Origin of the sequence: Citrobacter sp. Ce129 (assembly GCF_030334545.1) — a bacterium.
Lineage (GTDB): Bacteria > Pseudomonadota > Gammaproteobacteria > Enterobacterales > Enterobacteriaceae > Citrobacter > Citrobacter europaeus.
Genome location: NZ_JAOWDS010000073.1, coordinates 132205 through 156228, shown reverse-complemented (window position 1 = coordinate 156228; position 24024 = coordinate 132205). Strand labels below are relative to the sequence as shown.

Annotated in this window: 15 protein-coding genes; 6 read left to right on the top strand and 9 right to left on the bottom strand. The window is 53.9% G+C overall.

The window, feature by feature from the left end:
• Window positions 1-14: 14 nt before the first annotated feature.
• From baeR to OGV77_RS20390, 6 genes are read right to left on the bottom strand one after another with little or no spacing between them, the layout of a single operon-like run.
• Complete coding sequence (gene baeR, locus OGV77_RS20415; RefSeq protein ID WP_043016895.1) at window positions 15-737, bottom strand: envelope stress response regulator BaeR; 723 nt, start codon at window positions 735-737, stop codon at window positions 15-17.
• On the bottom strand, window positions 734-2137 hold the full coding sequence (gene baeS / locus OGV77_RS20410; protein ID WP_087051344.1) for an envelope stress sensor histidine kinase BaeS: 1404 nt from the start codon (window positions 2135-2137) through the stop codon (window positions 734-736). Before baeS ends, baeR begins: the two co-directional genes overlap by 4 nt.
• Window positions 2137-3549, bottom strand: coding sequence for an MFS transporter (locus tag OGV77_RS20405; RefSeq protein WP_087051345.1), 1413 nt, complete (start codon window positions 3547-3549; stop codon window positions 2137-2139). The genes baeS and OGV77_RS20405 overlap by 1 nt, the downstream gene beginning before the upstream one ends.
• Entirely contained in the window at window positions 3546-6626 is a 3081-nt protein-coding gene (gene mdtC, locus OGV77_RS20400) for a multidrug efflux RND transporter permease subunit MdtC (RefSeq protein WP_080624947.1), read from the bottom strand. The genes OGV77_RS20405 and mdtC overlap by 4 nt, the downstream gene beginning before the upstream one ends.
• A complete protein-coding gene (locus OGV77_RS20395; protein WP_087051346.1) occupies window positions 6627-9749 on the bottom strand; it encodes an MdtB/MuxB family multidrug efflux RND transporter permease subunit in 3123 nt (1040 codons plus the stop codon).
• Complete coding sequence (locus OGV77_RS20390; RefSeq protein ID WP_087051347.1) at window positions 9749-10996, bottom strand: MdtA/MuxA family multidrug efflux RND transporter periplasmic adaptor subunit; 1248 nt, start codon at window positions 10994-10996, stop codon at window positions 9749-9751. Before OGV77_RS20390 ends, OGV77_RS20395 begins: the two co-directional genes overlap by 1 nt.
• Window positions 10997-11275: 279 nt before the next feature.
• Here OGV77_RS20390 and OGV77_RS20385 point away from each other — a divergent pair, with 279 nt between their 5' ends.
• Entirely contained in the window at window positions 11276-11335 is a 60-nt protein-coding gene (locus tag OGV77_RS20385; RefSeq protein ID WP_109017525.1) for a type I toxin-antitoxin system Ibs family toxin, read from the top strand.
• A 99-nt stretch (window positions 11336-11434) separates the two neighbouring features.
• On the opposite strand, the gene yegD is transcribed toward OGV77_RS20385, so the two are convergent.
• Window positions 11435-12787, bottom strand: coding sequence for a molecular chaperone (gene yegD / locus OGV77_RS20380; protein ID WP_043016889.1), 1353 nt, complete (start codon window positions 12785-12787; stop codon window positions 11435-11437).
• Window positions 12788-12923: 136 nt separating this feature from the next.
• Between yegD and alkA the strand changes: the two genes are divergently transcribed.
• Entirely contained in the window at window positions 12924-13793 is an 870-nt protein-coding gene (gene alkA / locus OGV77_RS20375; protein WP_087051446.1) for a DNA-3-methyladenine glycosylase 2, read from the top strand.
• Here the strand turns inward: alkA and OGV77_RS20370 are convergent.
• Window positions 13761-17090, bottom strand: coding sequence for a diguanylate cyclase (locus OGV77_RS20370; protein WP_043017943.1), 3330 nt, complete (start codon window positions 17088-17090; stop codon window positions 13761-13763). The genes alkA and OGV77_RS20370 overlap by 33 nt on opposite strands.
• A gap of 315 nt (window positions 17091-17405) precedes the next feature.
• Between OGV77_RS20370 and udk the strand changes: the two genes are divergently transcribed.
• From udk to asmA, 3 genes are all read left to right on the top strand, one after another.
• Entirely contained in the window at window positions 17406-18047 is a 642-nt protein-coding gene (gene udk, locus OGV77_RS20365; RefSeq protein ID WP_003036776.1) for a uridine kinase, read from the top strand.
• Window positions 18048-18138: 91 nt separating this feature from the next.
• Window positions 18139-18720 carry a dCTP deaminase gene (gene dcd / locus OGV77_RS20360; RefSeq protein ID WP_003036774.1) on the top strand — a complete coding sequence of 194 codons (582 nt, stop codon included), beginning with the start codon at window positions 18139-18141 and terminating at the stop codon, window positions 18718-18720.
• Window positions 18721-18745: 25 nt separating this feature from the next.
• Window positions 18746-20599, top strand: a complete 1854-nt coding sequence (gene asmA / locus OGV77_RS20355; protein ID WP_043016887.1) for an outer membrane assembly protein AsmA — start codon at window positions 18746-18748, stop codon at window positions 20597-20599.
• Between the two features lie 44 nt (window positions 20600-20643).
• On the opposite strand, the gene OGV77_RS20350 is transcribed toward asmA, so the two are convergent.
• On the bottom strand, window positions 20644-22227 hold the full coding sequence (locus tag OGV77_RS20350) for a TerC family protein (protein WP_043016886.1): 1584 nt from the start codon (window positions 22225-22227) through the stop codon (window positions 20644-20646).
• 654 nt (window positions 22228-22881) lie between these two features.
• Between OGV77_RS20350 and OGV77_RS20345 the strand changes: the two genes are divergently transcribed.
• Complete coding sequence (locus tag OGV77_RS20345) at window positions 22882-24021, top strand: polysaccharide export protein (RefSeq protein WP_043016885.1); 1140 nt, start codon at window positions 22882-22884, stop codon at window positions 24019-24021.
• The last annotated feature ends 3 nt before the right edge of the window (window positions 24022-24024 follow it).

Here is a 24024-nt window from a genome sequence, read left to right as displayed (position 1 = left end):
ATCCTTTAAAGACATTAAGCAATTCGGCAGGCGTCCGCCTCCCAGCGATATCCTACGCCATAGACCGCGCGGATAAACGACTGCTCCGCATCCAGCGACTCCAGTTTGCGTCGCAGGTTCTTAATATGGCTGTCGATGGTGCGGTCGGTGACGACGCGGTAATCGTCATAGAGATGATTGAGCAACTGTTCACGAGAGAACACTTTTCCCGGTTCATGCGACAGCGTTTTGAGTAAGCGAAATTCAGCCGGCGTTAAGTCGAGCATTTTCCCCCGCCACGATGCCTGAAAGCGACCTTCATCGACAATCAGCGGGCTGTCGGCATCCATTTGTTGCAGTTCGCGCTGCGGTTTACAACGCCGCAGAATTGTTTTCACGCGAGCCACAACTTCGCGCGGGCTGTAGGGTTTACAAATATAATCATCCGCACCAATCTCCAGTCCCAGCAGACGGTCAATTTCTTCTATCTTGGCGGTTACCATCATGATAGGGATTTCAGAGAAACGGCGAATTTCCCGACACAGGGTCAGGCCATCGGTACCGGGCAGCATCAGATCCAACAGGATCAGATCGGGCGGTGTTTGACGCACGTAAGGCAGCACTAAATCGCCATGGCTGATGAGCGTAGGCGCGTAACTTGCCGCCCGCAGATAATCGATAAGCAGTTGTCCCAGCTTGGGCTCGTCTTCCACGATCAGAATACGCGGCGTGTTTTCATCAATGGGTAACTCAGTCATACATCTCTCTGTAAATCACGTTCCAGCGGTAACTCTACTGTAATGCTAACCCCGCCAAAAGGCGAATGGGCGGCACGGATCAGACCATTATGCGCCTGTACGATATTGACGCAAATCGCCAGCCCCAACCCGGAACCTCCGCTGGCGCGGTTACGCGAGCCTTCGGTGCGATAAAATCGCTCAAACAGCTTCTGTAACTGGCTGTCACTTACGCCGGGAGCGGAATCCGCAAAGGTTATTAAAACCATACGCTCGCGTTGTTCGGCGCTGATGTGCAGCCCGCCGCCGCTGTCGGTGTAGCGCAGGCTGTTTTCCAGCAGATTGTTGAACAACTGCATCAGACGATCCCTGTCGCCAAACACCGTCATGCTGTCGGGGAGCGAAAGTTGTATCGTCAGTCCACGGCTGGCGAAGCGTTCACGAAATGCACCGCTTGCCACTTCCAGCAGGGGAATAAGATCCAGCGAGGTTTTCTGGTAAGCCAGCGCGCCTTCGTCAGACATAGAGAGCTGATGAAGATCGTCCACCAGCTTGGTGAGGGTACCGACTTCAGCCTGCAACGAGGCGACGGAGTCAGGGGTAAACTGGCGTACGCCATCCTGAATGGCCTCCAGTTCACCGCGTAACACCGCCAGCGGCGTGCGCAGCTCGTGAGAAATATCGGCCATAAAATCTCGACGCATCTGCTGGTTTTTTTCCAACGTACTGGCGAGCTGGTTGAAGTCCTGCGCCAGTTTGCCCAGCTCATCCGTACTGGTTGGCGCAACGCGAGTGGTGAAATCGCCTGCCGCCAGTTTATGGGTGCCTTCCACCAACCGCTTGACCGGGGCCAGCAGGCTGCGCGCCAGCGTAAACGTTGCCAGTGCCGCCAGGATTGTGGAGAGCGCGACGATGAGCCAACTGGAACGCCTTTGCTGCATGTCGAAATTGATATCCGTATTCCGCGTTAAGCGTTCCACGGGAGAGGCAATCACGGCGCCCACTTCGCTACCGTTGACGCGGATAGGGTGGCGCATACCGTCGCGGGGAACCGGAGCACGCGGACCGACCAGAACGTGGGCATTTTGATCAACAACCCAAAACTGCGTACGCCAGCCGTGCGGCGGCATGCCTGGACCTGGCATATCATCGTCGTTGTCGTGTTCAAAAGAGCGCAGGATCTGAAAAACAAAACGATCGTTATTGCGCAAGAACCGCCAGTTGCCGTGCTGCTCATACTGCTCGCTTAATGCGTCGCTAAGCATTTGCAGCCGCTGTTCGTTACCGTGCTTGATATAGTCAATAAAACCACGTTCGAAGCTTATGCGTACGGCCCAGTGCATGCTGATCAGCAATACGATGCAGGTGGCGAAAATCGCCAGAAACAGTTTGCCGGTGATACCGGGCCGCCAGAACTTCATCAGGTGCTCCTTTTGCGCCGTGAAATCACCGCGTTGGTTTGCGTGTCGTTCGGCACGCGGGCAAAAATAATGGCGGGCAGCGCAATAATGAAGGCGATGCACAGCCAGGTATACATAAAGACGGTATGCGTACTACCGCTATCGATGGCAATATGCTGCTGACCGAACATACCTAGCAGCAGGCCCGCGATGGTCACCCCAATACTCATTGACAGTTGCATGATCATCGACAGCAGGCTATTGCCGCTGCTGGCGAGAGCGTCAGGCAGGTCTTTTAACGTCAGGGTGTTCATGGATGAAAAGCGCGTTGAGTTGACCATTCCCTGTAAAAACAGCACGAAGGGGAGAGCGTAATACCAGCCGAGCAGCGCGGTGGTCATCAGCAGCAAACTGACCAGCGACAGGCCAAGCGTTGTGGCGACCAGTACGCGACGGTAGCCAAAGCGGTTAACGACCTGTACCACAATGCGCTTCATACCCATACTACCCAGCACCATTGGGATCATCATCAGCCCAGCATGAAAAGGTGAAAAACCGAGACCAATCTGTAAAAACACCGGCGTCATAAACGGCAGCATGCCGCTGCCGATGCGTCCGGCAAAACTGCCGAACAGCCCCAGCGAGAAGGTTGGTGTGCGAAACAGATTCAGGCTGAACAGCGCGCGTGGATTTCGATGGGCGTGTTTCAGATACAGCGCAATAGCCAACACCCCGCAGATAACCAGCGCCGCCAGCGTGATACTGGAGAGGCCAGTTCCTTTACTGCCATCGAGCGCCAGCGTCAGTACCGCCATGCCGACCGCCAGCATCGCGAATCCCGAAAGATCGAAGCGTCGGGTTTGCATGGTGTAGTTGGGCATCAACATTAACGTCGCTATAGCGCCGACAATACCAACCGGAATGTTAATCAAAAATATCCAGTGCCAGGAGGCGTACTCAACCAGAATCCCGCCTAATGCCGGCCCCAGCAGAGGACCAATCTGACCGGGCAAAGTGACAAACGTCATCGCCGCCATATATTGCTCACGCGGGACGATTTTCATCACCGTTAGCCTGCCGACCGGCACCATCATCGCACCGCCAACGCCTTGTAAGACGCGCGCCATCACCAGCTCGTTGAGGGTGCTGGACCCGGCACAAAACAGCGAGCCAAGCGTAAACAGGATAATGGCGGTGAAGAAGATATTACGCACGCCAACTTTGTCCGCCAGCCATCCGCTGGCGGGCAGCATCACGGCAACGGTTAAAACATATGACACAATGACCATATGCATGTGTAACGGGCTTTCCCCGAGGCTTGCCGCCATTGAGGGAAGCGCGGTATTAACGATGGTGGTATCCAGCGACTGCATAAAAAAGCCGAATGCCACAATCCAAAGTTGCCAGCGGGTGCTGTCGGGAAGTTCTGTCATAACTCTGCTACCGGTTTGCTGTTTTTACGCGAAAAACGCAGACGCAGACGGTCGAAAAAGAGATAGACCACGGGCGTGGTGTACAGCGTCAGGAGTTGGCTCACAACCAGCCCACCGACAATGGTTATCCCCAAAGGCTGGCGCAGTTCGGAGCCATCCCCTGCGGATAACACCAGCGGCAACGCGCCAAACAACGCCGCCAGCGTGGTCATCATTATTGGGCGAAAGCGCAACAGGCAGGCCTGGAAGATAGCTTCTTCCGGCTGCAGCTTACCGTTTCTCTGCGCTTCCAGCGCAAAATCGACCATCATGATGGCGTTTTTCTTCACAATGCCAATTAATAGCATGATCCCTATCAGGGCGATTAGGCTGAACGGGGCATTGAACAGTTCCAGTGCCAGCAACGCTCCGACGCCAGCCGAAGGTAGCGTGGAGAGAATGGTCAGCGGATGGACATAGCTTTCATACAGCATACCCAGCACGATGTAGACCGTGGCGATGGCGGCAATAATCAGGATCACCTGTGAGTTCATGGTGTCCTGAAATACCTGTGCCGTTCCGGCAAAGCTACCGCGAACCGTGGACGGGACGCCGAGCTGGGTCATGGTTCGGTTGATGGCCTCTGTCGCTTCGGACAGTGAAGACCCTGTCGGCAGGTTAAACGACACGGTTGAGGCGGCGGACAAGCCCTGATGGTTCACCGACAGCGGGGCATTCGCCGGTTGCCATTTTGCAAAGTACGATAACGGGATGGCCTTACCGTCATTGTTGATGACGAACATTTTATCCAGCGCGCTGATGTCCTGGGTGTAACGTCGATCGACTTCCATCACCACTTTGTACTGGTTCATCGGTTGATAGATAGTTGAAATCTGCCGTTGTCCGAAAGCGTTATTCAACAGGCTGTTGGCGGCGGCAACATCGATCCCCAAACGAGACATGGTGTCGCGATCGTAAATCAGATTCATCTCCGCGCCATTGTCCTGCTGATCGGAGTTGACGTCCGCCAGTTGGGGCAGGGCGGCAAGCGCCTTACGGATCTTCGGTTCCCACTCGCGCAGTGCCGCGAGGTCATCTGACAACAGCGTGTATTGATAGCTGGCGTTGGCCTGACGACCGCCGACGCGAATGTCCTGCACCGCCATCAGAAACAGGTTTGCTCCGGGTTCTTTGGCAAGCGCGACACGCAGGCGGTCGATCACCTGCTGAGCGGTTTCATGGCGCTCACCGCGTGGCTTGAGGGTAATAAACATCATCCCGCTGTTAACCCGTGAACCACCGGTAAAGCCGGTGACGTTATTCACCGCCGGGTCGTCGCGGATTATCTTCATAAAATCCTGCAGTTTGCCGCGCATCGCCTGGAAAGAGATGCTCTGGTCGGCCTGGATCCCCCCCATCAATACGCCCGTATCCTGCTCCGGGAAAAAGGTTTTGGGGATGGAAATATAAAGCCAGATATTCAGCGCAATGGTGCCAAGTAACACCACGCCTACCAGTCGCGTATGGCGCAGCACCCATTTAAGCGAAGTGCCGTAACTTTGCTGCAGCGCGACCAGCACACGACCAAAACCCCGTTTCCGGGACTGTTCGCGCGGGGCGCTCGATTTAAGCATCCAGCCGCACATCATTGGCGTTAAGGTCAGCGATACCAGCAGCGAGATACCAATAGCAACCGACAACGTGACGGCAAACTCGCGCAGCAAGCGCCCAGGTAATCCACCCATTAACAGTAGCGGCAGGAACACCGCCACCAGCGACAGGCTCATGGAGAGCACCGTGAATCCCACTTCACGCGTTCCTTGTAACGCCGCCTGGAGCGGCTTCATTCCCGCTTCCAGGTGACGGGAAATATTTTCCAGCACCACGATGGCATCATCAACGACAAATCCTGTGGCAATGGTTAACGCCATCAACGACAGGTTGTTCAGACTGAATCCACACAGATACATGGCGGCAAACGTCCCGATGAGCGAGACCGGAACCGCTACCGCGGGGATCAGGGTCGCGCGCCCGGAGCGCAGGAAAACAAAGACCACCAGGATAACCAGCGCAACGGAGATAATCAGCGTCTGTTCGACTTCCTCCAGTGAGGCGCGAATAGTCGGCGAACGGTCCTGAGCGATTTGCAGATCGATGGCGGCCGGGACCATCGTTTGTAACTCCGGTAATTTGGCGCGAATGCTGTCTACCGTCTGAATAATATTGGCTTCCGGCAGTTTGCGGATCATCAGCAGAATGGCCGGTTTGGCATTGGTCATCCCCGCGTTACGAACGTCCTGCACCGAGTCAGTTACAGACGCAACGTCGCCCAGCCGCACTGCAGCGCCGTTGTTGTAGTGAATGATAATGGGTTGATATTCGGCGGCGGTTTTCAGCTCATCGTTGGTTTGTACCTGCCAGCGATGGGCATCATTCTCGATAGCGCCCTGCGGCTTACGCACGTTGGCGTTGTCAATTGCGCTACGTACGTCGTCCAGCGACACGCCCTGGTTAAACAGCGCTTGCGGATTGAGCCCTACGCGCACGGCAGGCAAAGAGCTGCCTCCAACGTCTACATCGCCCACTCCGTCGATTTGCGCGATGGTCTGCGCTAATTGAGTTGATGCGAAATCGTATAATTCACCCTGCGAGTAAGTGTCCGATGTGAGCGTCAGGATCATGATTGGCGCATCGGAAGGGTTGGCTTTGCGGTACGTTGGTCGGCTTGGCATTCCGCTTGGTAGCAGGCTTTGCGCCGCGTTAATTGCGGCCTGAACATCCCGCGCCGCGCCATTGATGTCGCGGTCGAATTTAAATTCGAGAATAATGCGCGTACTGCCAAGCGAACTGCTCGACGTCATTTCGTTCACGCCCGCGATGCGCCCCAGCGAGCGCTCCAGCGGGGTGGCAACGGATGATGCCATTGTCTCAGGCGACGCCCCCGGTAACGAGGCGCTGACCATGATCACCGGAAAATCCACCTGCGGCAGCGGAGCGACCGGCAGCAGACGAAAGCCCAGTATCCCGCACAGGGTGATCGCTACCGAAATGAGAATGGTCGCCACCGGACGATGAATGAAAAGCGCAAAAAATTTCATTTACGCTTCCTCTTCCTGGCGCGGGAAGCGGCTTTTCACATACAGCGACAAACGGTCAAACAGCAGATAAATCACCGGGGTGGTAAACAGGGTTAATACCTGGCTTACCAGCAGCCCGCCGACCATACCAATTCCTAATGGGCGGCGTAATTCGGCACCTACGCCGGTACTTAACATCAGCGGCAAGGCGCCGAGCAGTGCTGCCAGCGTGGTCATCAGAATTGGGCGAAAACGCAGCAGACACGCCTGGAAGATGGCTTCGCGCGGTGCCATGCCCTGTTCGCGCTCTGCAGCCAGGGCGAAGTCGATCATCATGATGGCGTTTTTCTTGACGATACCAATGAGCAAAATAATGCCGATAATCGCGATGACGTCCAGTTCGCTCCCGGCAATCATTAACGCCAGAAGCGCCCCGACGCCCGCCGTGGGTAGCGTGGAGAGAATGGTAATCGGGTGAATAAAGCTCTCATACAGCACGCCGAGCACGATATACATCGCGACAACCGCAGCCACAATCAACCAGATGGTGTTACCCAGCGCGGCCTGGAAAGCGAGCGTGCTGCCCTGGAACTGGGTGGTAATATTCACGGGCAGGTTAAGCGTTTTTTCGGCATCCAGAATCGCCTGCACCGCATCGCCCAGTGAATGATCGTCCGGCACGTTGAACGAGATGGTGGTGACCGGGAACTGATCGAGATGGTTAATCGACAGTGGGGCGAAACGCTGTTCAATGTTTGCTATCGCGCTGAGCGGTACCACGCCGCCTTCGCTACTGGTCAGGCGGATAGTGTCGAGCGCGGCAAGTCCCGGCGTACTATTAGTGTCATGCTCTAACACCACGCGATACTGGTTTGCCTGGGTGTAAATGGTTGAAATCAGTCGCTGGCCGAAGGCGTTGTACAGAGCGTTATCGACATCCGCCATGCTGATGCCTAAACGGCTGGCGCTGTCGCGATTGACGTTCACATACGCCACCAGGCCTTTATCCTGCCAGTCGCTACTGACATCGGACAGTTGCGGTAGCTGATGTAGTTTTGCTAACAGTTGTGGAACCCAGGTGCTGAGGGCATCCAGTGACGTTGCTTGCAGCGTAAACTGATATTGCGTCCGGCTGACCTGGGTATCAATCGTCAGATCCTGGGTGGGCTGAAGATAAAGGTCGACGCCGGGTACTCTGTCAACCGCGTCCTGTAGCCGCGCGATCACTTTCTGTACGCGATCGTCGCGCTCATCCAGCGGTTTAAGATTGATTTGCAAACGTGCGCTGTTCAGTGCCGGATTCGTACCATCCACGCCAATAAAAGCGGTCAGGCTCTCTACCGCCGGATCCTGAAGGATGACATCTGAAACCTGACGCTGACGCTGGGCCATGCTGGCAAACGAGCTTGACTGCGGTGCCTGCAGCGTGCCCTGGATGATACCGTTATCCTGTATCGGGAAGAATCCTTTTGGAATAAACACCCAGAGCATGACGCTCAGCGCCAGCGTGCCGAGTGCCACGCCCAGCGTCAGCCACGGGTGGTTAAGCACTTTTGCCAGCCAGTGTCCGTACCCGGCAATGATGCGATCGAACATTCGCTCCGAAGCGCGGGAAAAGCGGTTCTGCTTACGTAACGAGGCCTGACTAAGCATACGCGCGCACATCATCGGCGTGAGGGTAAGTGATACGACGGCGGAAATCAGAATCGCCACGGCCAGCGTAACGGCAAACTCACGGAACAACCGGCCCACGATATCCCCCATAAACAACAGCGGGATTAGCACGGCGATCAGTGAAAATGTCAGAGAGATGATGGTAAACCCAATCTCACCTGCACCTTTCAGGGCGGCAGTTAGCGGTTTTTCGCCTTTTTCGATATAGCGTGAAATATTCTCGATGACCACGATAGCGTCATCCACCACAAAGCCTGTCGCGATGGTTAGCGCCATGAGGGTCAGGTTATTGATAGAGAAATCAAGAAACACCATTACCGCGAAGGTACCGATTAACGATAGCGGAACGGCGACGGCGGGAATAATAGTCGCCGGAATATTGCGCAAAAACAGGTAGATAATCATGACTACCAGCGCAATCGCCAGCATCAGCTCGAACTGGGTGTCAGCAACAGACGCACGAATATTGGTCGTACGATCCGAAAGTACGCTGACCTTAACTGATTTGGGCAGGCTGTCGGTGAGCTGCGGCAGCATCTGGCGGATACTGTCTGCCGTGGAGATGATGTTCGCTCCAGGCTGGCGCTGAACATTCATGACTATAGCTTGTTGCTTATTGGCCCATGCGCCCAGCCAGCTGTTTTCTGCACCTTGTTCGACAGTGGCGACATCGCCCAGACGAACCGGCGCACCATTTTTATAGGCAACAATGAGCTGACGATATTCGTCTGCGGACTGCATCTGGTCGTTGGCTGAAAGGGTAACGGCACGCGTTGGGCCATCAAGACTCCCTTTTGCCGAATTGACGTTAGCGCCGGTAATGGCCGTACGGATGGTTTCGCTGGTCAGACCGAGAGCGGCAATAGCCTGTGCGTTAAGCTTCACGCGCACTGCTGGACGTTGTCCACCGGACAGCGTCACCAGACCGACGCCGGAAACCTGGGATATTTTCTGCGCGACGCGGGTCTCGACCATATCTTCCACCTGCGTCATCGGCATGGCGCTGGAGGTGACCGCCAGCGTCATGATCGGTGGATCCGCCGGATTTACCTTGCTGTACACCGGCGGGTTAGGCAGATCGTTCGGTAACAGGTTGGTGGCGGCGTTAATCGCAGCCTGGACTTCCTGTTCAGCAACGTCCAGCGGCAGCGTGAGCTGGAACTGCAGTGTTACTACCGATGCGCCGCCGGAACTTTGCGAGGACATCTGTTTTAAGCCTGACATCTGTCCGAACTGACGCTCAAGCGGCGCGGTGACTGCCGAGGTCATGACGTCCGGGCTGGCGCCGGGATAGAGCGTAATAACCTGGATCGTGGGGTAATCGACTTCGGGTAAGGCGGCGATCGGCAGGAAGCGATAACCGATAACACCGGCAAGCATAATCGCCACCATCAGCAGCGTGGTGGCGACGGGGCGCAGAATAAACAGGCGCGATGGCCCGCCTGTGTTGTCCGGAGGTAACACCTGCATCAGGAGTTGGCTCCTTTTTTGCTGTATCCGCGTGGCGCAGTTTTTTCGCCCGTCGCTAAGGCATCGTGCGCCTCAACGACTTCGACTTTTGCGCCTTCCGTCAGGCGGTCAATGCCGTCGGTTACGACCCGATCGCCTGCGGACAATCCAGCGGAGATCACCACTTTTTGGCTATCCTGAATACCGGGTTTAACCAGATGTTTGCTCACTTTGTTATCGCTGTTCAGTACCCAGACAAAATGGCCCTCATTGCCCATTTGCAGGGCAGCTGTTGGGATCACAACGGCATTTTGTTGTGTGTCGACCAGCATGCGAGCGTTAACGAACTGGTTAGGGAATAAAGCATCATCCTGATTGTTAAAGCGGGCTTTAACTTTAATGGTTCCGGTGGTGGCATCAATCTGATTGTCGAGACTGAGCAGGATGCCTTCGCTCAGCTTTTGCGAATTGGTTCGGTCCCAGGCTTCGACCTTTAACGGCGTTCCCGATTTTTGCGCCTGGATTACGGTAGCAATGTCATTTTCAGGCAAAGTGAATATCAGGTCGATAGGATGCGTTTGCGTAATAACGACGATACCGGTGGTATCGCCGCTGGAAATTTGGTTGCCGATATCGACCAGTTTCAGACCGACACGACCATCAACAGGGGCGGTTATCCGGCTCCAGTCGAGCTGCAACTGAGCGCTGGCGACGCTGGCTTCATCAGCTTTGATTGTCCCTAACGTTTCATTTACCAGTGCCTGCTGGGCATCCAGCTCCTGGCGGGAGACCAGATTGGTTTTTACCAGCTGTTGATAACGGGCAAGATCGCGACGGGCATTCGCCAGCGTGGCTTTATCTTTTGCCAGTTGTCCCTGCGCCTGAGCCAGAGCGACTTTGAACTGGCTGGGATCTATCTCTGCCAGCAGGTCGCCGGCTTTCACCTGCTGTCCTTCCTCGAAGTGCAAGGCGATGAGCTGACCATCTACCCGACTACGTACCGTAGCGGTATTTGCGGCAGTAATGGTACCCAGCCCTGTCAGATAACGCGGAACGGCTTCAACGGCGGCGGTGGCAGCCTGGACGGGAGCTAACGGTCCGGAGCGCATTCCACGCCGCCCTGAACCTGGCGCATTCTGCGCGGGTTTGGTCGCGCCCGGTGCGGTTTCCTGGGAGCCGCTGCGGCTATGCCAGAACCAGATGGCGGCGACGGTGGCCACGACGATCGCGATTGCTATCACCCAGCGGGATTTTTTACTGCCTTTCATTGTTATAAGTTTCTCATCCTGAAACGATTCGCGGAATGATACTAGTTTAGCCAGCGAACAAGGGAGAAAAATGGAGGAATTATGAAACACTGTCGGGATTCGTCTGAATGCTGACGCGGCTTTGCGAGGCGTTACGCAACATTAAGCGCTGAAAACGCTGAAGAAGAAATAGTGCGCTAGAGTGCGTTTAAGGCAAAAAGGAGGAAAGCCAGAGATTTCAGCGGGACGCTGGAACGGGAAAGCCCCTCCCGAGGAAGGGGCCAAAATAAGGAAAGGGTTATGATGAAGCAGGTCATCATACTGGTGATACTCTTAGTCATTAGCTTACCGGCTTACTAAGACACCAGGGGGAGGGGAAACCCTCCCTAACCCTCACTCCTGAAAATAAGCCACAGCAACGGTGATGTCAATACGTACACCTTTCAGCTTGCGAGCGGCTTAGCGGAAAACAACATCAGCCCAGCGGGCCAGTCCGGCGGTAACGGAACCGAAATCATCGCCACCTGCAATCGGGATCCCCGGAAGCTGCTGGGCAAGTGCTTTTTTAATCAGCGGCGAACGCGCGCTGCCGCCGGTCAGGTAAATCACGTCCGGTTTTTCCTGCGCGTTTTCCAGCGCCAACTGAACCTGCTCAAGAATGCGCGCCAGTGGCTGGTTGAGCGCAGCTTCCAGTCCGTACTGACTGATATCGGTTGCCAGCGTGTTGCTGATAAACGGTATCGCCGCCGTAACAATGGCCTGATCGGAAAGCGCGATTTTGCTCTCTTCTGCACTGCGTACCAGGCGATAGCTCAGACGCTCGCGCCAGACTTTAAGCAGCAGAGCGACTTTATCAGCTTCTCTCGCGTCGCGGACAAGATCGTTGAGCAATCGACCGTTGGCGCTGCTGTAGAAATCACTTTGCGCGGGAACATCGTTGATTGCGACCGCGTTCCACCAGGGCAGAATAGGTAAAGCGATACCTTTTTCAGTTTCGCCGCCCATACCAAGCAGTGGCATCAGGTGTTTAAACGCCAGCGCGATATCCAGATCGTTCCCGCCTACGCGGCAGCCACTGTGTCCCAGCAGGCTGTTTTCGCGATCGGCGCGCTGATGCCATTGCGGCCCCATCAGCAGCAGTGAACAGTCGGTCGTACCCCCGCCAATATCCACCACCAGCACGCGTTTCTCATCCTGCAAAGTGGCTTCGTAATCCAGCCCCGCCGCTACCGGCTCGTACTGGAAGACGACATCCTGAAAACCGGCGCGTTTGGCCGCACGTTCAAGAATACCTTGCGCCTGGGCGTTGGCGTCATCGCCACCTAACCCCTGGAAGTTGATGGGACGACCAATAACAGCCTGAGTGATGGCTTCCGGCAACTGGTTTTGCGCCTGGTTGCGTATGTGCAGCATCATCGCGCAGACCAGATCTTCAAACAGCGCAACCTGCTGCGGCTTCAGACCGCTGGCACCCAAAAATGATTTTGGCGATTTAACGAAGTACACCTCTTCCGGGTCTTCAATATACTGACCCAGCGACGCCAGACCGAACTGCACGCTGTTGGCGTTAACGTCAATGTCTTCTTCGCGGTTATAGCGCATTGCGCGGCGAAGCAGCGCCTGCGTTTCATCGTCCGTGGTCGGGACGTCGTGGTGGCGATACAGCCACTCGCTGACCGCTTCGCGCGTTGGTGCGCAAAGCATTGAGGGCAGAAGCGTGCTGTTATTTTCCATTTTGAGCAGGTGAGGCTGCCCGTCACGCATAACGGCCACTGAACAGTTTGCCGTACCGTAGTCAAAACCAATAAACACCGTAAAAATCCCCATGCCAGTGAAGAAGGGGCGTGACTTTAACGAAATGTTGACGCTCCGACAACTGGAATATGAAAGCAAGGCGCATCAGTTGAATACCGTTTATGCTGTAGGTTTGCTTAAAAAGGAAAACCGAATGTTCACGCTGAGCTGGCAACCGCCTTATGACTGGCCCTGGATGCTGGGATTTCTTGCCGCCCGTGCGGTTGAAGGTATCGAAACTGTAGAAGAACTGAGTTATGCCAGAAGCCTGTCCATAGGGAAGCATCATGGTCTGGTGCGCGTCGTACCAGATTTGCACGCCAACGTGCTACACGTGACGTTAAGCTCAGGATTGCAACCGGTAGCCTCCGAGTGCCTGGCAAAAATAACACGCTTGTTCGATCTTGCCTGTTGCCCGCAGCAAATTGTCAGCGCGCTGGGCAACCTCGGTGCGGCGCGTCCGGGACTGCGCCTGCCGGGATGTGTCGATGCGTTTGAGCAAGGGGTACGGGCAATTTTAGGCCAGTTAGTCAGCGTGGCGATGGCAGCGAAACTGACGGCGAAAGTAGCGCACGCTTATGGGGATACGCTGGAAGATGCGCCGGGGTACGTTTGTTTTCCTGTGCCTGAAGCGCTTGCTAACGCAGATCCGCTGGACCTGAAAGCGTTAGGCATGCCGCTCAAACGCGCTGAGGCGTTGATTCACCTTGCTCGCGCAACGCTTGAGGGCACGCTTGCGACAACAGTCCCGGACGATATTGAGCAAGGCGTTAAGCAGCTACAAACCTTTCCCGGGATAGGACGCTGGACCGCCAACTATTTCGCGCTACGTGGTTGGCAGGCGAAAGATGTTTTTCTGCCGGATGATTACCTGATTAAACAGCGTTTTCCCGGCATGACGCCAGCGCAGATCCGACGCTATGCCGAGCGCTGGAAGCCCTGGCGCTCCTATGCGCTTTTGCATATCTGGTATACGGATGGCTGGAATCCGTCAGTTGATGGCGAAATTACTGGTATTCAGTAGCAGATCCAGCGGTTGGGCATCGGCAATAATATCGCCATAAATCATGTCGATACCGATGCCTGAAAGTGCATCCATGATCAGCGGCAGTTGCACCGGGCCAGCGATGGTTTTAATGTCCAGGCGCTGGGCATGGCCCTGGATAATGGACACCCACATTTCATCAATCAGGTCGCCGTGAGCGCTGGCGCTTAGCTCGCTGTCGAGCAACAGGTAATCGACAATGTGATACTTCAGGTTGTCAAAAAGCTCTAAATCACGACCGACCTGGCTTAACACAATTCGACAGCCGAACTGACGTAGCCGATGCAGGGCGGATATCGCCTGCGTTGAATTGGTTTTGATGGCGCTAGCCGGAACGGTCAGATGCAGCAACCGTGGCGGTAACGGACTGTGTTGCAATTGATCCAGTAGCTCATCTATAAGTTCTGAATTGAGCAGCCCGGCGGCTGAAAGGGGCAGGGCAATACTGAGGCCCTTGCTGGCGACAGCCGAAGCAGCATTCTGGAAGAATTCGCTGAATACCCGCCGGTCGAGCGCTTGATTCAACGCGGGATCGACCAGCCCATTACGGAAAGTGTGCTCTTCAATCACTTCGCCTTCTGCGGTCCCTAAGCGTAACGATATCAGCCAGAAGCTAAACGTCTCTGGGATACGCGGTGAAGCCACGCCTCTGGCGATCATCAGCATGGGGTTGTGTGTGATGGTGTGTCTTTGTTCGTCCAGCGACAGTTGGCTACGCGAGGCATGGGCCTGGCTTTGCTGGGGTTCATAGACGCACACTCGTCCACGTCCGCTGTTTTTCGCCGCGTAGCAGGCGATATCCGCCTGAGACATAACGTCGGTCGCGATATGGTTTTTCTCATCAATCAACGTAATCCCCGCGCTGGCGCCAATACGGTGCAAACGGCCTTCCCACATAAAGTGGTAATCGTTAACCGCGCTGATGATACGACCTGAGATAAAGCGGGCGCTTTCGATATTACAATCTGGCAGCAGCAGGCCAAACTCATCGCCGCCAAGGCGCGCCAGCATATCGCTGGATCGCAGCATGCTTAGCATCAGCGAAGAGAGTTCACGCAGCAGGGCATCGCCCGCGGCATGGCCTGCGCTATCATTCACCGCTTTAAAGCGATCCAGATCGATAAAAACCAGCACATGACGCTGGTGTGCGTCGTGTACCGTATGCAGCAACTGCTTGAGATGGTTTTCAAAGCTGACCCGATTTGCCAGCTGCGTCAGGTCGTCATGCGAGGCACTGTAGCTAAGCTGGCGCAGCATTTTACGTGACTCGGTGACATCCTGAATGACCAGCACCGAGCCAATGCTACCGCCATCGAGAGTGCTGAGGGGGGTGATGCTGTACTGAATGTCATAACTGTTGCCGTTGCGACAATGCAACACCACTTCCTGCTCGATGGCCGTACGCGACATGTCTGCACTGTAGATATTTTCCATCAGCGGGCCGTTATCGCCGAAAGTAATTCGCAACACCGTCAGGAGCGGAATGCCGATCGCGCTTTCCTGCTGCCAGCCGCTCATTTTCTCGGCGACCGGGTTCATAAAAGTCACATTCATGTCGACATCAATACAAATAACCGCTTCGCCGATGGAATCCAGCGTAATGTGCAGACGTTCTTTTTCCTGGAACAACGCTTCGTTGAGCTGCTTTACTTCTGTCATATCCATATTGATGCCAAGTAAGCGTTCAACTTCGCCGTCTTTATTCAGCACCCGGTTAGCCAGAGAGCGGATGTGCCGGATGCCATCTTTTACCGCAATACGAAACTCAAGCTTAAAGGGAGCCCGAGCGGCCAGCGAATCGCGAATCACATTTTCGGCGTGTTCGCGATCTTCAGGTACAACGCACTCATACCAGACTTGCCAACTGGGTTTGATATGCGCAGGGACTTCGTAGAGGTCAAACATACGCTTATCCCAGCTGATCACATCAGGCTGCAGTTCCCATTCCCAAATGCCGATCCCCCCGGCTTCATTAGCGAGCGTGATGCGCTCCATCAGCCGTTTGTTGATCCACTCGGTATGCTTCAGATCGTTAATGTCTTCAACCTGCGCAATAAAGTAGAGTGGGGTATCGTCGCTATGACGTACCAGTGACACCGCCAGCAAGGCCCAGACGACCTCGCCCTCGCGGGTGTAATAGCGTTTTTCCATGGAATAGCTGTTGATTTCACCGCGAGTCAGCATCTCCAACTGTTCGAGGTCATTATTCAGATCTTCCGGCCAGGTTAATTGCTGGAAGGTGAGCGAACGCAGCTCATCCTGGCTATAGCCCAGAAACTGGCACAAGGCTTTATTGGCCTGTAGCCATTGCCCCTCGGTACCGACCAGCGCCATGCCAATTGCCGAATACTCCATGGCGTTGCGAAAGCGCGATTCGCTTTCTGAGATGTGCTTGCGTTCGGCCCGAAACGCATACATCACCATGGTCATCATATTGGCTGGTAGCAAAATCATCAAAAACGGCAGCCAGGGGATATCCGTCATCATATTGGGCTTGGGGGTATAGAGCAGCGAAGGGTCGGCGGCAAGCATCAGCGAAACCATCATCACGGTGCTGAGGAAAATTAAAAACGCCTCCATGCGCGGCAGACGCACAGCGCTCCACATCAACAGGACGATTACGCAGGTAAAAGGCCATGGAAGATACATCATGGACAGCCAACTGAACGTTAGGGTTACCAGGAGCGTAATTAACGTCTCGAACAGTAATCGCGGATTGCGGTGGCGCAGCAAATAATGTGGCTTAAACAGTAAACCTAACGGCACCAGCGCTAGCGCGCCGATGGATTCTGAAAGCACCCAAATAAGAAAAGTATTTAACGACGTTTCCCGCGGTAAAAGTAACCACAATAGTAAACCACCCAATAGCGGAGGGACAACGGCGCTGCCGAACGCCAGGCGTGCCCAGTCGTTAAGATTTTTTAAGGGATTGTACCAGGGCAGTAGTTTGCGCAATAACATTGCCCCAACGACAGCCTCAATAATGTTGATGGCTGTGTAGGTAAAGCTAAGCGACTCGCCGGGGAAAAAGAGTAAAGAAGCCCCGATGTTACCAAATGAGCACGCCAGCGCGATTCCTGGCCACATTTTTCCTGCATGACGATAAAAAGCCACCATCATGATCGAGGTCGGAAACCACAGCGGCGCCAGTTGTGCACCGAATCGAGACAGTTCCAGCGAGAACAGCGTAAAGATGAAAGCCACCAGACCTAAACTGGCCAGGCGCAGTAGAGGATGAGGTAAGGTAACTAAAACATGTTGGGATTGTTTACTCATTACCACTCTACCCAAATAGCCGGTGTCGCCCAGTAGAGATGCCGGACGCATCACATTTAATCTGGGATTATGCTAGTACAAATAATTTACAATTTATACGCCAGCTGCTCATAAATTAACACTCTCAAGCTATTAATTACTAAGTCTGATGAATAAATGTAGCGCATGCTTTAAATATGACCGTTTAAATTTGCGACAGGGACAGCATTGGTGCAGGCTGGGCTGGCATCGCGCTGCTGAAATCCCTATAATTGCCGCGTTTGGCGTTTCGGCGCCGCCCTTCCTTACATCCAGGTTAATCAGGTCGCTAAATTTATGACTGATCAGTCCCATCAGTGCGTCATTATCGGCATTGCCGGCGCATCGGCTTCCGGCAAGAGTCTTATTGCCAGTACTCTTTATCGCGAATTGCGTGAACAAGTCGGTGACGAACATATTGGCGTTATTCCCGAAGACAGCTATTACAAAGATCAAAGCCATCTGTCGATGGAAGAACGTGTAAAAACCAACTACGACCATCCGAACGCGATGGATCACAGCCTGCTGTTCCAACATTTGCAAACTCTGAAACGCGGCAGTGCCATTGAGCTGCCTGTGTACAGCTACGTTGAGCATACGCGCACGCAAGACACTATTCACATCGAACCCAAAAAAGTCATCATCCTGGAAGGCATTTTGCTGCTGACGGATGCGCGTTTGCGCGATGAGATGAACTTCTCTATTTTTGTCGATACGCCGCTGGATATTTGCCTGATGCGCCGTATCAAGCGGGATGTGAACGAACGTGGTCGTTCAATGGATTCTGTGATGGCGCAATACCAGAAAACCGTCCGCCCGATGTTCCTGCAATTTATTGAGCCTTCAAAACAATACGCCGACATCATTGTGCCGCGCGGGGGTAAAAACCGCATCGCCATCGATATTCTGAAGGCTAAAATCAGTCAGTTCTTTGAATAAGTTCAGCGAATTGTGTACCGTTCAGTGATAACCTGGTTCACCCTTAACGCACCTGGCATTAAGGGGTTGAAGCACGAAAGGAGAAAGTGCCATGCGTTTATGTGACCGAGATATTGAAGCCTGGTTGGATGAAGGTCGCCTGTCGATCAATCCACGCCCTCCTGTCGAGCGAATCAACGGCGCCACGGTAGATGTGCGCCTTGGCAACAAATTCCGTACGTTCCGCGGTCATACGGCGGCGTATATCGATTTGAGCGGGCCGAAAGATGAAGTCAGCGCCGCGCTGGATCGCGTGATGAGTGATGAAATCGTCCTTAAAGACGGCGAGGCGTTTTTCCTGCACCCGGGCGAACTGGCGCTGGCAGTGACGTTCGAATCCGTGACGCTGCCTTCCGATCTCGTCGGTTGGTTAGATGGACGTTCTTCGCTGGCGCGTCTGGGACTGATGGTACACGTCACCGCACACCGCATCGATCCGGGCTGGTCTGGCTGCATCGTACTGGAGTTTTACAACTCCGGGAAACTACCTCTGGCCTTGCGTCCAGGCATGCCGATTGGCGCATTAAGCTTCGAACCGCTTTCTGGTCCGGCGGCGCGACCTTACAACCGTCGTCAGGATGCAAAGTATCGCGATCAGCAGGGCGCCGTTGCCAGCCGAATCGATAAAGACTGAGTGTTTTCAGTCCATTGGGGATAGCATGAGACGATTTCTGACGACGCTGATGATCTTACTGGTCGTGCTGGTGGCCGGTTTTTCTGCGTTAGTACTGTTGGTGAATCCGAATGATTTCCGCGCGTATATGGTCAAGCAGGTTGCGGCGCGTAGCGGATATCAACTGCAGTTGGATGGTCCTCTGCGTTGGCACGTTTGGCCTCAACTGAGTATCCTCTCGGGGCGCATGGTGTTAACCGCTGAAGGCGCCAGCGAACCCCTGATTCGTGCCGATAATATGCGTCTTGACGTCGCGTTGTGGCCACTATTGAGTCACCAGCTCAGCGTGAAGCAGGTGATGCTCAAAGGCGCGGTGATTCAACTGACCCCGCAAACTGAAGCGGTGCGCGGCGAAGATGCGCCCGTGGCTCCAAAAGACAATACGTTGCCCGACCTGGCTGAAGACAGAGGGTGGTCGTTTGACATTGCGCGCCTGCGCGTTGCCGATAGTGTCCTGGTCTTCCAGCATGAAGACGATGAGCAGGTCACGGTTCGCGATATTCGTCTGGACATGGAACAGGATAACCAGCACCGCGGCACGTTTGATTTCTCCGGGCGCGTGAACCGCGATCAGCGTGACCTTGCTTTATCTTTCAACGGCACCGTCGATGCTTCCGACTATCCGCACAACTTATCCGCGAATATTCAACAGCTAAGCTGGCAACTGCAGGGAGCCGATCTGCCGGCGCAGGGGATCAAGGGTCAGGGACAGCTTCAGGCACAGTGGCTGGAAGAGAAAAAACAGCTCGCGTTTAGCCAGATTCATTTGACCGCTAACGACAGCTCTCTCGCCGGGCAAGTTCACGTGTCATTGTTGGATAAACCAGAATGGATCGTCGACCTCAAGTTTGGCCAGCTCAATCTGGATAATCTGCTCGTACAACGTGAGGCTGCGACGACCACTAACGGTGAGGCTCAGCAAGGTCAGAGTCAGCCAACGCTGGCGCGCCCCGTCATTGCTTCGCAGGTTGATGCCGTTTCGTATCAGGGACTTAAGGGCTTTTCGGCAGACATCGCTTTGCAGGCTGACAAAGTGCTGTGGCGGAAAATGGCGTTTGACAATGTCTCGGCAAAAATTGACAACCAGTTCGGCTTATTGAACGTTGCCCAGTTGCAGGGGAAAAGTGACGGCGGGCTGGTGTCGCTTCCCGGTACGCTGGATGCCAGAAAAGGGCAGCCGCGAGCGGTCTTCCATCCGCGGCTGGATGGCGTAGAAATTGGTACTATCCTGAAAGCTTTCGACTATCCAATCGCCCTCACCGGTAAACTGTCGCTGGCGGGTGATTTCTCTGGCTCAGATATCGATGCTCAGGCGTTTCGTCATAGCTGGCAAGGGCAGGCCCATGTCGAAATGAACGATACGCGAATGGAAGGGATGAACTTCCAGCAGATGATACAACAGGCCGTCGAGCGTAGCGGTGGGGATGTTAAAGCCCAGCAAAACCTGGATAACGTGACTCGCCTCGATCGTTTTGTAACCGATATGACGCTGGATAATGGCGAGGTTACGCTGGATAACATGGCCGGTGAGTCGTCGATGCTGGCGCTGACCGGTAAGGGAACGCTGGATCTGGTGAAGCAGAATTGCGACACGCTGTTTAATATTCGCGTCCTCGGCGGCTGGGATGGCGAAAGTAAGCTGATTAACTTCCTGAAGGCCACTCCGGTTCCTCTCAGAGTCTACGGTCAGTGGCAGGCGCTGAACTACAATCTGCAGGTCGACCAGCTTTTGCGTAAGCATCTGCAGGATGAAGCAAAACGTCGTCTGAATGACTGGGCCGATCGCAACAAAGACTCTCGCAACGGCAAGGATGTTAAAAAGTTGCTGGATAAACTCTGATTCATATTGCCGGATGGCGGCTGATGCCGCCTCCGGCTCTTGAACTACACTTCGTAATCCATCTCTTCTTCATTGTGCAGCGGTATCAGCTGGACTTTTTGCACGCGATGATTTTCCACCTGCAGGGTTTTCAATCGGAAATCGCCAACCTGTACTTCCTCCCCGGTTTTCGGGATGCGCTGCAAGTACTCCATTAACAGCCCGGCAATTGTGTGATATTCACGCTTATCGTCCAACGGGATAGGCACGTACTGCACCAGGTCTTCCAGTGGCATATGTCCGTTAGCGGTCCAGGTACCGTCAGCATTTTTCTGGATATCATGGCGGGCATCAATCTCTTCTACCTCGTTCGGCAGGTTACCTGCGATGGTTTCCATGACGTCGCTGAGTGTGACAATCCCTTCGACGGATCCAAATTCATCGGCCACAAAAGCGAAGTGCGTTCGGGCATTACGGAACTGCTCTAGCGCCGGAAGCAGCGGCAGGGTCTCCGGGAACACCAGAGGCTGACGAATCAAGACGCGTAAATCGAGCGGCTCACCGCGCAGAGACTGCTGCAGCAGGTCGATGACATGCACCACGCCGAGCAACTCTTCCTGCTCATCTTCGCCGGTGACCACCAGACGCGTATGTTGGTTTTTTTCCAGCAAAGCGCGGATTTCTGCTTCGGGCGCATTGAGGTCGATGTGTTCAATATCGTGGCGCGAGGTCATGATGCTGCTGACGGTACGTTGATTAAGGTTCAGCACGCGTTCAATCATCCGCCGTTCCTGAGGGGCAAAAATCTGTCCTTCATGATGATCCGCCAGCATCGCCGCAGTTTCGGCATCCAGTTCGGCGTCTTCTTTTTGCCCGCTCAGCAGCCGCATCACCGCCTCAGCGGTGCGCTGGCGTAAGGTATGGTTGGCAGACAAGAAGCGACGACGGTTAAAGATAGCCAACTGATTCAATGCTTCAATCATCACCGAGAAGCCGATGGCGGCGTACAGGTAACCTTTCGGGATATGGAAACCAAATCCTTCGGCAACCAGGCTGAAACCAATCATCAGCAGGAAGCTCAGACAAAGAATGACAATCGTTGGATGGCTGTTAACAAAGCGCGTCAGCGACTTGCTGGCCAGCACCATCAGGCTGATGGCGATGATTACCGCAGCCATCATCACCGCCAGGTGATCGACCATCCCAACGGCTGTAATGACGGAATCCAGAGAGAAGATGGCGTCCAGCACCACGATTTGCGCGACGACACCCCAGAACTTTGCACCTTTACGTTGGGTGGGGTTATCGCTGTCTTTTCCTTCCAGCCGTTCATTTAGCTCCATAGTGGCTTTAAACAGCAGGAAGAAACCACCGAATAGCATGATCAGATCGCGGGCGCTGAAGCTCAGGTCGCGAATGCTGAACAGCGGCGTAGTCAGCGTCACCAGCCAGGATATTGATGCCAGCAGCAGCAGGCGCATGACCATCGCCAGCAGTAGCCCGGTAATACGCGCCTTATCCCGCTGGGCTGGAGGCAGTTTCTCCGCGAGGATGGCAATAAAAACAAGATTATCAATGCCAAGAACAAGTTCGATCACGATTAACGTGACCAGTCCGGCCCAGATTGACGGATCGGCAATCCATTCCATAGTAAATGCTATACCCATAGTTGTATGACAATTGTCACAATTCGATCATGGGTAAAACTGGCGAAAAATGCAATGGCGAGGAGGGATTTCTCTGTCAGCGATATCCGGTCAAATGCAGGATATGAGCCTTAATGTAACTACAGGAAATAATTTTATTAATCCAAATATATTTAGGAAATATCGCAGGTGGATATTTCTATATCAATATTGTCAACATCAATAAAATCCTAAAAATATACAAATTCAACGCTTAATATTAATCTTAAAAGCGAGTTGTTGGCGGCTTGTTATCTTGCCTGACATTCTCTTAGCTGCAACAATTCCTGCGGTAATAATCAAAAGGCAAATATTTCCTCATCAATCAGAGGCGCTATTTCTGATGCGTTGCCGCTGTAAATGTGATGAAAATAAAGGAGAAGATAAAAATTTAAATTAATCAGTGCATTGGTAGCTATTGAAGCCAGGGGCGGTAGCGTGTCTGGTCGCCTGAAACAAGCCTAAATTATTCTGTCAAGAGACCGCAGATGAATTCATTTTTTTTAGGATTGATGCCAGTTAAATTCCATTTCAATTAACGGCAAGGTAAATGCGTACAGGCGAAGTCGCTATTTAGATTGCATGTGATAATTACTCTGCCAAAGTGATAAATAATCAATGATGAAATCCAAACTTAAATTGATGCCGGTATTGGTATCGGTAATCTTGATAAACGGTTGTACCGTGCTTCCGGGCAGCAATATGTCTACGATGGGCAAAGATGTGATTAAACAGCAGGACGCTGATTTTGATATCGATCGCATGGTGAATGTTTATCCACTCACCCCGCGGCTGGTCGAACAATTACGCCCCCGACCAAATGTTGCACAGCCTAATATGTCTCTCGACCAGGAGATTGCCGGGTATCAGTATCGGGTCGGTCCGGGTGATGTCCTGAATGTGACCGTCTGGGACCACCCTGAACTTACCACCCCCGCCGGGCAGTATCGTAGCTCAAGCGATACCGGCAACTGGGTGCAGCCTGATGGCTCCATGTTTTATCCCTACATCGGCAAAGTCAGCGTAGTAGGAAAGACGTTGGCTGAAATTCGTAGTGATATTACCGGGCGCTTAGCGAAGTACATTGCTGACCCGCAGGTGGACGTTAATATCGCCGCTTTCCGCTCGCAGAAGGCTTATGTCTCCGGGCAGGTAAACAAATCCGGCCAGCAGGCCATTACCAACGTGCCGCTTACCGTTCTCGATGCCATCAACGCCGCTGGCGGTCTTACCGAGGCGGCAGACTGGCGCAACGTTGTACTGACTCATAAAGGGCAAGAGCAACGCATTTCACTGCAAGCGCTGATGCAAAATGGCGACCTGAGCCAGAACCGTCTGCTCTATCCTGGCGACATTCTGTTTGTGCCGCGTAATGACGATTTGAAAGTCTTTGTGATGGGCGAAGTGAAAAAACAGAGCACCCTCAAAATGGACTTCAGCGGCATGACGCTTACCGAAGCGCTGGGCAATGCGGAAGGTATCGATCTGACCACCTCCAACGCCAGCGGTATTTTTGTTATTCGACCACTGAAAGGCGACGGCGGGAACAACGGCAAAATAGCCAATATCTATCAGCTTGATATGTCCGATGCGACATCGCTGGTGATGGCGACCTCATTCCGACTTCAACCCTACGATGTGGTGTATGTCACGACTGCGCCGGTTGCTCGCTGGAACCGTTTGATCAATCAGTTGCTGCCGACTATTAGCGGTGTTCGCTATATGACGGACACGGCCAGCGACCTTCACAACTGGTAATCA